The 14,301-nt window shown below is 29.2% G+C and carries 12 protein-coding genes and 2 pseudogenes; all 14 read left to right on the top strand.

Annotated features, from left to right (window positions below; genetic code table 4):
* Positions 1–188: pseudogene (locus TS70_RS07690) on the top strand (hypothetical protein); the annotation flags it as partial.
* Between the two features lie 91 nt (positions 189–279).
* Complete coding sequence (locus tag TS70_RS07685; RefSeq protein ID WP_168226815.1) at positions 280–501, top strand: hypothetical protein; 222 nt, start codon at positions 280–282, stop codon at positions 499–501.
* A gap of 73 nt (positions 502–574) precedes the next feature.
* On the top strand, positions 575–1,450 hold the full coding sequence (locus TS70_RS04330) for a hypothetical protein (RefSeq protein ID WP_040092871.1): 876 nt from the start codon (positions 575–577) through the stop codon (positions 1,448–1,450).
* Between the two features lie 321 nt (positions 1,451–1,771).
* Positions 1,772–1,996: pseudogene (locus TS70_RS04325) on the top strand (arginine deiminase family protein); the annotation flags it as partial.
* A 56-nt stretch (positions 1,997–2,052) separates the two neighbouring features.
* A protein-coding gene (locus tag TS70_RS04320; RefSeq protein ID WP_105628856.1) for an IS5 family transposase occupies positions 2,053–2,888 on the top strand; the annotation gives its coding sequence in 2 pieces (ribosomal slippage) (positions 2,053–2,449 and positions 2,449–2,888; 837 coding nt in all).
* Positions 2,889–3,051: 163 nt separating this feature from the next.
* A complete protein-coding gene (locus tag TS70_RS04315; RefSeq protein WP_308699450.1) occupies positions 3,052–4,041 on the top strand; it encodes an arginine deiminase in 990 nt (329 codons plus the stop codon).
* Positions 4,042–4,080: 39 nt separating this feature from the next.
* A complete protein-coding gene (gene argF / locus TS70_RS04310) occupies positions 4,081–5,085 on the top strand; it encodes an ornithine carbamoyltransferase (protein WP_198049521.1) in 1,005 nt (334 codons plus the stop codon).
* A 38-nt stretch (positions 5,086–5,123) separates the two neighbouring features.
* Positions 5,124–6,614: a YfcC family protein gene (locus TS70_RS04305; RefSeq protein WP_198049520.1), complete on the top strand. Its 1,491-nt coding sequence runs from the start codon at positions 5,124–5,126 to the stop codon at positions 6,612–6,614.
* Positions 6,615–6,638: 24 nt separating this feature from the next.
* Entirely contained in the window at positions 6,639–7,571 is a 933-nt protein-coding gene (gene arcC / locus TS70_RS04300; protein WP_198049519.1) for a carbamate kinase, read from the top strand.
* Between the two features lie 333 nt (positions 7,572–7,904).
* A complete protein-coding gene (locus TS70_RS04295; RefSeq protein WP_040092878.1) occupies positions 7,905–9,455 on the top strand; it encodes a hypothetical protein in 1,551 nt (516 codons plus the stop codon).
* A gap of 87 nt (positions 9,456–9,542) precedes the next feature.
* The gene (gene topA, locus TS70_RS04290; RefSeq protein ID WP_198049518.1) at positions 9,543–11,546 is read left to right on the top strand and encodes a type I DNA topoisomerase; all 2,004 of its coding nucleotides are present in this window, start codon (positions 9,543–9,545) and stop codon (positions 11,544–11,546) included.
* Positions 11,547–11,660: 114 nt separating this feature from the next.
* Positions 11,661–11,984, top strand: coding sequence for a S1 RNA-binding domain-containing protein (locus tag TS70_RS04285; protein WP_198049517.1), 324 nt, complete (start codon positions 11,661–11,663; stop codon positions 11,982–11,984).
* A gap of 59 nt (positions 11,985–12,043) precedes the next feature.
* Entirely contained in the window at positions 12,044–13,321 is a 1,278-nt protein-coding gene (locus tag TS70_RS04280) for a glucose-6-phosphate isomerase (RefSeq protein WP_040092881.1), read from the top strand.
* 416 nt (positions 13,322–13,737) lie between these two features.
* Complete coding sequence (locus TS70_RS04275; protein WP_052443432.1) at positions 13,738–14,043, top strand: hypothetical protein; 306 nt, start codon at positions 13,738–13,740, stop codon at positions 14,041–14,043.
* The last annotated feature ends 258 nt before the right edge of the window (positions 14,044–14,301 follow it).

Below are 14,301 nucleotides of genomic sequence, written 5' to 3'. Positions count from 1 at the left end.
TTTTTGCAGCATTGTTAACTTTTTTGTTTTTTACAATCGGTAGTGTGATTGGTGCAATTACAAGACAAACTTTTACCGCAAGTTGGAATAATATTACAATTTATTGGATTAGTACTGTTGTTCAACATTGACTTTGTCCAATTATTTTTATTATTTATTTTTGTTTTAGGTTTGAAAAAAATAATTAATCATCGTGATTTTTATGCACGAAAGTTATACAAGTTTTATCTTCATCCCATTTTCTAAACAATTTTTATTGCTTTACGACAAATAGTATTATTGTTAACTCCGATTGATGAAAAGTTATGAAATTATAGTACTCCTGCCAAAAATTATTATGTTCCATATTTTTTTCAAGATTTTCGGAAACCAGAATATTATATTTTATATTTAATTGTCTTAAGTTTAATTATTGCGTTATTAGTTTCAATTGTTGTTAATTTAAATAATTTGTTAGTTAATCGTCAAAAAATTAAAGAAAATCAAGAAAAGACAAATTAAAATAACATAAATTTTTATTTTACGGTAAAATTGGAGTACATAATAATTTATAGAAATAGAGGGATATGATATTATGACACAACAGAATAATTTCTGAGCAGATGTTGAAAAAGGAATGATGAATTATTTAACAAAATATATTGATCTTTTTGAAGTAGATTATCAAAAGGATACGGCAGAAAAAAACCCAAAAATTGAAGCATTTTTAGCAGGAGCTAAATTTAAAACTAATTTTGAGGATTTATTTAATTTTGTTAAAACAGAAATTAAACCTTTATTTGATGATATTAGAACTGAATATTTAGAAGATAAAACACCCGAAGAAGTTGATCAAAAGAAAGTGACAACACTAATTGAAGTAAGTAAATTATTTAATGCAATTATTCCGTTACCTCGTTTTTTAAACGATTTTATGGCTAGTGCCAAAGAATCAAGTCCAGTTGATTTAAATAAACTTTTCGTAGATATGATGAAAGTAGAAATTACTGAATTAACAAAAATTTATGATGAAGAAATTAAGAGTTTAGATTCAGCCCTTGATAAATGTTTAGAAGATATTAATCAAGCAAGTGATGCGTTAGAAATTTGAAATTTAGTAAATCAATTAGGATTATTTTTACAACGCGATATTGTTTTAACTGAATTTTCAGTTGATCAAGAAGAAGAAAAATTAAAAACACAATTAGAAAATATTGATAAAATTGAGAAAGATTTTAATGAGGGAAAAATTAAGTTACCAGAATTTAACAAAGCAAAAATTGTTGAAGAAGTGGAAACTTATCATAAATTTGTTATTGGATTAACACCAGAAAAAAGATTAGAAATTGCTCAAAAAATAACAGACTATCGTAATAAAGTTGTTCCATTAGTACAAATTATTCAATGCTTACATGAGTTATTAATGAATATTTTGACTTCAACTAATATTATTAATACTGCAAAACAATAAGAAATTTATTGTTTTTTTATTTAAAAGAGTATAAGATTAGAGGTATAAGGATAAAAAAGTAAGGAATGGCATCTTTACTTCTGCAATATGTAAAGTCATATTGTCAATAAATATATATTGTGCTAGGAGAATAACGAATACAAAAAAGTATATTTATTTAAATGATATTAAAATATTACAACTTGATAAGCATCCTGTATATTTAAAAACAATTTGTTTTTTACTTTTTTTTGCATATTTATCTTTAAAATTTTTTAATAAGATATTTTTATTAAAGTGTTTTATTAAAGATTAACGTAGAAAGAAAAGAGGAAATGTAACATGGCAGAAAAATATGGTATTAATGTTTACTCAGAAATCGGTCAATTAAAAACCGTTTTATTACACCGTCCTGGCGATGAATTAGCTAATTTATCACCAGATTTGCTAGAAAGGTTATTATTTGATGATACACCAGATTTAGCAGTTGCCCAAAAAGAACATGATGCTTTTGCAAAAGTTTTTAAAGATTTAGGTGTAGAAGTTTTATATATTAGACTTCTTGCGATACCATTTTTTATTAAAATATTATTATAAAATATAATTTATGAGGACATAAAAATATGAACAATAATAAATTTAATACTCTTAATGATAGAGAATGGTTAAGATTAACAGGAATAAAAAAATCCACTTTTAATAAAATGTTAGATATTTTAAAAGTTGCTGAAATAGAAAAATTTAAAAAAGGTGGTAAAACTAATAAATTATCATTAGAAAATAGATTATTGATGACTTTATTATATTGACGAGAATATCAGACTTATTTTCATCTTGGTAAAAGTTTTGATATTAGTGAGGCTAATTGTTATCGTAATATTAAGTGAATTGAAGATATTTTAATTAAAAACTCTGATTTTCAACAACTTGCTGGTAAAAAAGCACTAATAAATGATTATTTTAATGATAAAACTATTATTATTGATGCTACCGAAACTCCAATCCAACGCCCAAAAAAAGACAAAAACAATCTTATTCTGGTAAAAAGAAAAAACACACGATCAAAACACAAGTAATTATCGAACAAGAAACCAAAAAAATTATTGCAACAAGTTTTTCGCTCGGAAAAAAACATGATTATGCTTTATTTAAAGAATCAAAAATCCCAATTTTAAAAAATACCAAATTAATAGTTGATAGTGGTTATCAAGGAATACAAAAAAATCACAATAATGTTCTAATACCTACAAAGAAAACAAAGAAAAACCCTTTAAACAAAGAACAAAAGCAATATAATAGACTAGTTTCAAAAATGAGAATTATTATTGAAAATATTTTTGCTATTCTTAAAAAATTTAAAATTATTACAGAAAAATATCGTAATCGAAGAAAAAGATTTGGTTTAAGATTTAATTTAATTGCCTCAATTTATAATTTACAATTATTATATTTAACATAAAATATTTATTTAAAATTAAATAATTTAAATAATAAATTAATTTTTCGTTGTGGAAAAATATTAAATTTTTAAATAAAAAACATAATTAATTAAAATTATATTTTTCTATTAGTATCTTTTTTACAAATATTTGCAATTTTTTAACAAGTAATGCAAGAAGTCTATTGAAAAATTAGTCGCTGAAGTTTTAGAAACTGATCCAAAAATGCGGCAAACTTTATTAGAACAATTCTTAAAAGAATCCGGTGCAAAAGCAGAGTATATTAGTAAATTACGTACTTATTTAGACAAATTAGATAATCAAGCTCTTGTTAATAAAATGATTGCCGGAGTGACAAAATATGAATTAGGAGTTGAGATAACTGATGATTATCCATTAGCAGTTGACCCTCTACCAAATATCTTATTCCAACGTGATACATTTGCATCAATTGGGAATGGAGCAACAATTCACAAAATGTTTACGATAACAAGAAATCGTGAAACATTATTTTCTGATGTTGTTTTAAGACATCACCCACGTTTTAAAGATAAAATTAATTACTGATATAGTCGTGATGAAAAAGAAACTTTAGAAGGTGGAGACATTTTAGTTTTAAACAAAAAAACATTAATCATTGGTGCATCACAATGAACATCAATGGAAGCAATTAAAAAAGTAGCAAAAAATTTAATTGAAAATAATTCAGTTAATTATGAAAAAGTAATTGCATTAGATTTAAAAACAAAAAATCGTGCTTTCATGCACTTAGATACTGTTTTTACAAATATTGATTATGATAAATTTATCGCTCATCCATTAATTTTTGAAGCAATGGGTGAATTTAAAATTTTTGAGATTACAAAAAATGGGGTCACAGAAATTAAAGAAACAATTAAAGATTATTTATCAGCAGAAGTTGGAAAACCAGTGCACATTTTTAAGTGTGGTGGTGAAGACCCAATTGCGCAAGCAAGAGAACAATGAAATGATGGAACAAATGTAATTACAGTTCGTCCTGGCGAAGTAATTGCTTATTCACGTAACCATATTACGATTGAAGAATTAAAAGCGGCAGGAGTTAAAGTTCATGTCATTGCTTCATCTGAATTATCACGGGGACGTGGTGGACCTCGTTGTATGTCGATGCCAATTTGAAGAGAAGACATTTAAAAAATTAATATTACATTTTAAAAGGAGAGAAAAAATAATATGGCTGTAAATTTAAAAGGAAGAAGTTTTTTAACTTTATTAGATTTCACACAAAGAGAAATCTATTATTTATTAGATTTAGCAAAACAATTAAAAGATGCAAAATATGCTGGAACAGAACAAAAACCATTAGCTGGTAAATCTGTTGCATTGTTATTTGCAAAGGATTCAACACGAACAAGATGTGCGTTTGAAGTAGGAGCATTTGATTTAGGAATGCACCCTGTTTATTTAGGACCAAGTGGTAGTCAAATGGGGAAAAAAGAATCAATTGAAGATACAGCAAAAGTATTAGGAAGAATGTTTGATGGAATTCAATTCCGTGGTTTCAAACAAACCGATGTTGAAGCTTTAGCAAAATTTTCAGGAGTACCAGTTTGAAATGGTTTAACTGACGAATTTCACCCAACACAAATGTTAGCGGACATTTTAACATTACAAGAAGAAAAAGGTCGTCGTAACATGAAAGGGTTAAAATTTGTTTACTTTGGAGATTCACGTTTTAATATGGCAAATAGTTATATGGTTGTTAGTGCTAAATTAGGAATGCATTTTGTTGCTTGTGCACCAAAAGATTTATGACCAGACAAAGAATTATTAAAAAAAGTAGAAGCTATTGCTAAAGAACATGGTGGATCAATTACTTTAACGAAAGATCATAAAACAGCAGCAAAAGATGCTGATGCTATTGCAACTGATGTATGAGTATCAATGGGAGAAGACCCATCAGTGTGAGGACAAAGAATTAAAGATTTAACACCATACCAAGTAACAATGGAAAAAATGAAACAAGCAAAAGAAGATGTTATTTTCTTACATTGTTTACCAAGTTTCCACGATGCTGAAACTGATACTGCCCAACAAGTAATTAAACAATTTGGCGGAACTGGTGAATTAGAAGTTACTGATGAAGTATTTCAATCAAAATATTCACGTGTTTTTGAAGAAGCAGAAAATCGTTTACATATTATTAAAGCAGTAATGCTAGCAACAATTCGTGGTTAGAATTTGTTGAAAAATAGAATTCAGAAAGGGTTGCAGAAATGGATGTAAAAAATAAAAAGAAGTTTAAGTTTAAATTACCAACGGCATTCACAATTTTATTAGGACTTACATTGTTTATTATTATTATTTCTTGAATTCCAGGAACAACAGGGGCTTGAACTGATGCGGATAAAAAGACGTATGCGGGGGGACCAGCTGGGATTTTTGACTTATTTTTAGCGCCAATGAATGGTTTTAAAGATAAAGTTGATGTTATTATCTTTATCTTAGTGCTAGGAGGATTTTTAGGAATCGTTATTGAATCAAAAGCACTAGATGCCGGAATTGGGCGGTTAGTAGCAAAAATGAAAGGTCGCGAAATTTGAATTATTCCAATTGTAATGTTCTTATTTTCAGTTGGAGGAACAACTTACGGAATGGGAGAAGAAACAATTGCGTTATATCCTGTTATTATTCCGGTCTTATTAGCTGCTGGATTTGATGTCTTGACAGCTGTTATGACGATTTTATTGGGAGCTGGAATTGGATGTATCGGGTCAACTTTAAACCCTTTTGTAGTTCAAATTGCAGTTTCTAATGCTGGTGTTCCTGAATTAACATCATCAACAGGAATTGTTTGAAGAGTAGTAACATGATTATTATTAACAGCAGGAGGAATTTCTTTTGTTGTTTGATATGCGTTACGTGTTCGTCGTACGCCAGGGAAATCACCATTATTTGATAAAAAAGATTTTTATGAAGCAGAATTTGCAATTGCGGCTGATTTACCTGAATATACTAAAAAACGAAAAGCAATTATGGTTATTTTTATGATTGCTTTTGCTTTAATGATTTTTGCCTTAATTGGGTGAGATAAGTTTGGAATACCGGTCTTTGTTGATTTTACTGAGTTAGTTAGCAAACATGCTCCGTATATTGCGCATTTCTTTGCGCCATTAGGACAATGATATTTTATGGAAATTTCAGCGTTATTCTTTATTTCATCACTTATTATTGCATTAATTAACTGAAAGGGAGAAGAAAACTATGTTAATAGTTTTATCCGTGGATCAGCTGATATTTTATCAGTGTGTTTAATTATTGCGTTTGCAGCTGGAATTGGTTTCATTATGACAAATACTGGAATGCAAACTAAATTAGTTAGTGGATTATCTTCACCAATGTCATCGTTAGGAAAAACTGGTTTTATTATGGTGGCGTTCTTCTTCTTCTTAATTATTTCCTTTGTAATTCCATCAAGTTCAGGATTTGCAACAGCGGTCTTTCCGATTTTAGGACCAGTTGCAAACGGAGTTTCTGCTGGATTAGCATCAGGAACAATTACTGCCTTTTCATTTGCAAATGGAATTATTAACTTAGTTTCACCAACTAGTGCAATTTTAATGGCAGCATTATCAATTTCAAAAGTTCCATATGACCGCTTTATTAAAGTATCATGGCCATTACTTGTTGGAATTACTATTGGGTCAATTGTCTTGTTGGCAGTTGGTACTTTATTACCAATTTCAAATACTGGGCCTTGATTCTAAGACTAAGAAAGGATATGTAAATTTATGGCAAGAATAGTTGTTGCGTTAGGGGGAAACGCTTTAGGAAATTCCCCCACTGAACAACAAGAAATTGTAAAAGATACGGCAAAAGCAATGGTTGATATTATCGAAAACGGTGATGAATTAATTATTGCGCATGGGAATGGACCACAAGTTGGAGTGATTAACAATGCTTTTGATGAAGCATCACATGTTAATAATAAAATCCCAATGATGCCATTTCCAGAATGTGGGGCAATGTCACAAGCTTATATTGGATATCATTTGCAAAATGCAATTTTAAATGAACTAAATAAACGAAAAATTAATAAAAGTGTTGTGACGATTGTAACTCAAGTTGAAGTTGATCAAAAAGATCAGGCTTTTAATAATCCAACAAAACCAATTGGGGCTTTTTATGCAGAAGCGGAAGCAAAAGCATTAGCTGCCAAAAATGGTTTTAGCGTTAAAGAAGATGCCGGGCGAGGATGACGACGCGTAATTGCTTCACCACAACCCGTTGACATCGTTGAAAAACATATTATTGAGGACTTAATCAACAAGGGGCATATTGTTATTACTGTTGGTGGTGGGGGAATTCCCGTTGTGAAAACTGCCAGTGGTTATCAAGGTGTTCCTGCTGTAATTGACAAAGATTTTGCTAGTGCAAAATTAGCAGAATTAATCAAAGCTGATAAATTAATGGTTTTAACAGCAGTTGCAAAAGTTGCAATTAATTATGGGAAACCTAATCAAGAAACTTTAGATGTTTTAACATTAGCTGATGCTAATAAATATATTGCTGAGAATCAATTTGTGCCAGGTAGTATGTTGCCAAAAGTTCAAGCAGCAATAAAATTTGCTAGTTTAGGTGATCAAAAATTTGCTATTATTGCTGAATTAGCGCAAGCAAAAGCAGCATTAGCTGGTAAAGCTGGAACAGCAATTAAAAAATAATTGATTTATAAAAAAGTATTTTAATAAAATACTTTTTTTATTTTTTATCTTTAATTACCTTAATGAAGACGTCCTGACTATTCAGACGATCTATTAACAGCTGATAAAATAATAAAATTATTGTTCGGGGGTAAAAAAGAAGGGAAGGAATTTAAGACATAATGAAACAATGAAAATTAAAACCATTAAAAACATTGTGCAAAATCCATTCAACTGTCTTGAAATTAAACTAGTTATTTTGTATAATTTTAAGTTCCAAGATCGAAAATGTTATTTCATGGCTTTTATGTTATAATTAATATAAGTGATTAAATTGCGAATAGGGTGAATAATATGGGTGAAAACATAAAAAAGGGTCATAGTAAGGGTTGTCATAATAATTGTCGGATTCATTATAATCCTGATTTTTTTAGTTATTATCAATATCCATATCCACCGTTTTATCCATATCCTACTCCCCCATCAGGAGTGCAGTATACCCTACCACAAAATTTATATCCCCCATTGTTATCGCAGTATAATTATTCGCCAGTAATTCAACAACCAACACCATTACAACAACAATCTCCCGCAATGGTAAATCCAACGCCACCGTATCAAAATATTAATCAAACGGTGAATCCTTCTTCATTGCCAAATTTAGGGCCTGAGAATGATATGCGAAATATGTCATCATATCATAATCGGTATGATTATCGTAATCAACAATATTTGGATGATCCTTATTCACCGTATTATAATTCTCGCCCATTCGCGAAAGAAAGTAATTATAATGATTTTCGTCGTCCTGTCGGTCCGCTTAGTGCTGAAGATGAATATAATTGAGCAATTCATATTTCTAAAATTTTAGATGAGTTTATTAGCCGCGATCGTAATCAGCCAAAAACAAGTGGTGGTGAATACAAAGAATTTAAAAATACGTTAGATACTTCACTTCGTCATTTAAAAGAAGCTGAATCTTTAAATAAAACTTTAATTGAAGCTTGAGAAAAAAGAAATGAAAAACAAGAGTCACGGTCAACTGTAACTAGTTCAGAAACAATTATTTTACCAGAATTACCATTAACAACTGAACAAGAAGAAGTAATCCAAAATGAACCACCAACAATTTTAAATGCGGAGAATCGCTCAGAAGTAAAAGATGTCATTGAACCTGCAGGAAAGGCAAAAATTGATTCACTATCTGAAAATAATGTTTTTAATTTATTTAATTTTGATGATGATTTTGATAGTCACTTTGATGACGAACAGGATGACGAACACAGTTTCTTCTTCGATACTGCTGAATTCAATGACCCCACTCCCCCAATTGTTAATAAAGCAGAACATGATGATAATTTTGACAATAATTTTACAGAAAATTTACATGATTTTTTTGATACAAATGCTCCAGTAATTGATTTAGATCCAACGAAAGTTGAACCAATGATAGATGATGAAACAGAAGAAAGTTTTAAAAATAGTTTTGTAAAAGGAGTGGTTGATACATCACCCGGATTGGGAACATATAAAAATTACACCATTAAGACATTAATGGGAAAAATTCAAGCACAAGAAATTTATGATAAAATCTTTGATGAATTTGGTCATAGCAAGATGGATCAGTTTGAAGTTATGAATGAATTTGGGCTTACGCAAAAACAATATGATAAGTTAATTGATAATTTTTATCAAGTAAAGAAAAATTGGAATAAGAAAATCGATGAAAAACAAATTGGGGTTGTAATTCGCTCAAGATTTAATGTCAAAGCCTTTTGAATTAGTATGACTATTATTGGAATAATTTTGTTACTAGTTGGGGTTATTGTTATTCTTTATTTTACAGTTCCAAGTGTTGCAAATACGATTGATATGATTATTAATAAGATTCAAAATCTATTTTAGTTTGAAAAAATAAATTTAAATAGTTTTTTTGAAATATTATGTATAATAATTATTGTAATGTATTATCCAATTTAAAGGAGAGAAAAAATGGCGAATACGCTGGTAATAATGGAATCCCCCACAAAAACAAAAGCAGTTGAAAAATATCTTGGTGATGGTTATTTAGTATTATCTTCAGAAGGACATATTCGAAACTTATCAACAAAGGGTGAGTATGGTCTGGGTGTTGATATTGAAACTTTTGAACCAACTTACAAGATGGAACGTGGGAAAAAAGAACTGGTAAAAAAATTAAAACAAGAAGCTAAAGCTGCAAATTTAGTTATTCTTGCAACGGACCCCGACCGTGAAGGAGAAGCGATTGCATATCACTTGAATGAAGTTTTAAATTGTAATGACAAATCGCGTCGTGTTCGTTTTAATGAAATTACAAAAGAAGCCGTTTTAGAAGCGTTTCATCATCAAACTGATATTGATATGAACTTGGTAAAATCACAAGAAGCACGCCGAATTCTTGACCGTTTTATTGGGTTTCGATTAAGTAAATTGTTACAAAAAAAGATTAAGTCAAAATCAGCTGGACGAGTACAATCTGTTGCGTTAAAATTAGTTGTTGAACGAGAAAAAGAATGACAAGTTTTTGTTCCCGAAGAATATTGAACTGTTGAAGGATTATATAAAAAAGCAGTTGTTAAATTAACAAAATTTAAAGATGAAAAGATTGAATTAAAAAATGAAACTGATGTTTTAAAAATTAAAAAGGCATTAAAAAAAGATTTTGTTGTTGTTCAAGTTAAGGAAATAGAAAAACACCGAAAATCACCTAATCCACACACAACATCAACAATGTTACAAGAAGCAAGTAGTAAGTTTGGGTTTGCTTCAAATAAAACTTCTTTAATTGCGCAACAACTATACGAAGGAATTAAAGTAAAAGATGATATTACGGGGTTTATTAGTTATCCTCGAACAGACTCTATTCGGTTAAGTGATAAATTTATTCAAGATGCCTTTGATTATATTACGATTCAGTATGGGCAAAAATATTTGGGTGAAGTTAAAACTCCTGCTAAAAATAAAAAAAATGTGCAAGATGCCCATGAAGCAATTCGACCAACTGATTTAATGATGACACCTGATGCAGCAAAAGAATATTTGAGTCGTGATCAATTACGTTTATATAAAATTATTTATAATCGTGCTCTTGCTAGTTTAATGGCTAGTGCTAAATTATTAAGTAAAGCAATTATTTTAGATAATAATAATTATGAATTTCGAATGACGGGAAGTACGGTTCAGTTTGATGGTTTTTTAAAATGTTCCGCATTAGATGATGATGAAGAAATTGCAAAATTACCAGCCTTGAAACCAAACCAAATTATTAATTTAAATGAATTATTTGGAATTCAGCACTTTACAAAACCACCAAGTCGTTATTCTGAAGCAAAATTAATTAAAACACTAGAAGAAATTGGTGTCGGTCGACCATCAACTTATGCCCCAATTATGCGTACTTTAAAAGAGCGTGGGTATATTATTGTCGAAAATAAAGCTATTAAAGCAACAGAAAAAGGAATTTTAACAAGTGATAAGTTGCAAGAATATTTTAATGATATTATTAATGAAACATATACTTCAACCATTGAGGAAAGTTTAGATGTGATTGCCCATGGTGAAGCAGACCCTAAACCATTATTAAAAGAATTTTGAGAACGCTTTGAACCACGAATTGAAGCAGCAATGGAATTAATGGAAGAGATTCCGGTTGAAAAAGCGGGAATTGATTGTCCAGAGTGTGGTCGTGATTTGGTATATCGTTATGGAAAATATGGAAAATTTATTGCTTGTTCTGGTTTTCCCAAATGTCGCTATATTCACCAAACTGGTCCTAAATTTGGGCTATGCCCAGAGTGTGGTGTTGGTGAAATTATTTTAAAATTTAATAAACGTTTTCAACACTTTAAAGCTTGTACTAATTATCCAAATTGTCATTATACTGATTCTTATAAAGAAGAAAAACCTGAGCAAGAAGGAAATAATGAGGATAATAATGAAAATAACGGATTATATCGCCTTAATTTATTAAAATAAGGTGATATAATCCTTTTTATATGCGGCTAATAAATTTTTTTCTGATTTAGAAAATGATTTTCATAGTTCTAGCAGTATAATTATTATAGTTTTAGAAAGGGGCTGTGACTAATTATGTATGAAAAAGGAAGTAAAGTTATTGCGAAGATAACAAACATTACACCATTTGGTGCTTTCTGTGAGTTAAAGAACGCGGCTGGATTAATTCACATTAGTGAATTTTCAGATTTCTTTGTAAGAGACATTAAAGAATTTATTAATGTTGGTGACAATGTTGAAGTGGAAGTACTTGATTTTGATCCAGTTAAGAAACAAGTTAAATTAAGTTATAAAAACTGCCGACCTGAATTACTGAAGAAAAACAACAGTCAAATTCAAGAGACGGGAGCAGGTTTTCAACCTTTATGTGAAAAAATTACTTCGTTAACAAGTAAATAAAACGTTTAAATTTTATAAATAAAGGGATTTTTAGATAGAAAGCAGGCAATATTATTAAAATGATCAAAGTAAATTTTACTAATGCATTAAGTGAAGCTGTTTTCGAGAAGTATTTAGGACAAGTTAAAGATATTCACCATATGATTCATGACAAAACTGGCCTAGGAAGTGATTTTTTAGGTTGGGTTGAATGACCAAATACTTATGATCAAGCAGAACTTGCAGCAATGAAACAAACAGCAAAACAATTAGCGAATGAAATTGATGTTTTATTAGTAATTGGAATTGGTGGGAGTTATCTTGGTGCTCGTGCTGCGATTGAAATGATTAATGGGTTATATAGTCAACAAAAAGTCAAAGTAATTTATCTTGGTAATACAATGTCTTCAACTTATATGGCACAAGTTTTACAATATCTTCAAAATAAGAAATTTGGAATTTGTGTTGTTTCTAAATCTGGAACAACAACTGAACCAGCGATTGCATTTCGTCTATGTAAGGAGCTTTTAGAGAAAAAAGAAGGGTTTCTAAAAGCAGCAAAATTAATTGTTGCAATTACCGATAAGCATAAAGGTGCATTAAAAACATTAGCTGATGAAGCAGGATATCAAACCTTCGTAATTCCTGATGATATTGGAGGAAGGTATTCAGTTTTAACTCCGGTTGGGGTTTTTGCAATGCTCGTAAGTGGTATTGACGTTGACAATGTTTTTAAAGGAGCACAACAAGCTTATCAAGACACTTTAATTGATGATTTAACTAATTATGCCTATAAATATGCTGTTGGCCGTTATATTTTGAATTACGAAAAAAAATATAAAGCTGAAATGCTTGTAACTTATGAGCTACAAATGCAGATGATTACTGAATGATGAAAACAATTATTCGGAGAATCAGAAGGAAAAGATTCAAAAGGATTACTACCTTTATCATGTATTTTTTCAACAGATTTACATTCTCTTGGTCAATTTATTCAAGAAGGAACAAAAAACATCTTATTTGAAACAGTTATTGAAATTAAAAAACCACAATTAGATCTTGCTTTAACCAAAGCAGAGCAAGACATTGATGGCTTAAACTATCTAGCAGGAAAAACATTGCACGAGGTCAATATAACTGCAATCCAAGGTGTTATCGCCGCTCATATCAAAGTAGGACATGTTCCTAATATTATTTTGGAATTTGAGACAATGGATGACAAAATGTTTGGCTATTTATCATATTGATTTATGAAAGCATGTGCGATGTCAGCTTATTTATTAAAAATAAATCCGTTTGATCAACCTGGTGTTGAAATTTATAAAAAAAATATGTTTGATTTGCTAGGAAAAAATTAAAAAATAACAAGGTAAAAAATATTGAATCTCAATATTTTTTGTTTTTTTAAGTTAAATTAAAGCGACAAATGCGGTAAAACTATTAATTAAATAATAGAATTTTTGATTTAAATATGATTCTTATCATTATTTTATATTAAAAAATAATTTTCTTGTGCTTTAAGGTAGGATAATACTATCTTAGGATGTCCTAAGAGATAAAGAAAGGTTAATTTTAAATGAAAAAAATTTTAAGTTTAGTAAGTAAGTGTATTAACAATTGGCGTTGCACCAATTTTAACATTAAATGCTACGAGTTTATATGATGTAAAAAATAATTTTGAAGGTACTGATTTCAAAGCTAACTTAGAATCTAGTCAACAAGCAAAAAAATAGTAAAAAGAGAAACTGAGATTCATCAAAAAAAATCTAATTTTGTGAAAGATTCAGAATTGGCAACACCAATTACGAAGGTGACCGCTTTTTATATAAATAATTCGGATAAGAATACATTTATTTGATCAAAAAAATTACCAACAGGAACAAAATATAATTTTTTTAAGGTAGAAGTTAAAGAAAATAGTAATTATTGAGTTGAAGGGTATGAATTTAATTATTTTAATCGAAGGGTTTATTCACCGCTAGGTTATGTAGTTAATATGCCATTAATAAATAATAAAGAAGATGAAAAAACATTAGCAGAAGAAACTTATAGTAGCTATGTATGAGGGAATAAGAGTTAAAGAAAGATTGATGTAGTAAACGTAAAGTTAATTTTAAATTTGCAATATTCTGATAATGTCATAACTGCGAAATTTACCGCTAAAGCTACTGTCAAAAATACTAGTTTATTTAGTTGAGTGAAAACTCAAGCCAAATTTTATTTTAAAATTATAGTTTCTTAAAACAAATGATTATAATGATAATAATGTTGAATAAAATTAATGAACTATTTTTTTAAACTAACTTTATTTTAAATATGATTATAATTTTTATATTAC

Origin of the sequence: Spiroplasma sp. hyd1 (assembly GCF_016082235.1) — a bacterium.
GTDB lineage: Bacteria > Bacillota_I > Bacilli_A > Mycoplasmatales > Mycoplasmataceae > Spiroplasma > Spiroplasma poulsonii.
Note: the sequence above shows the minus strand (reverse complement) of the source record. Positions and strands in the feature narration are given on the sequence as shown.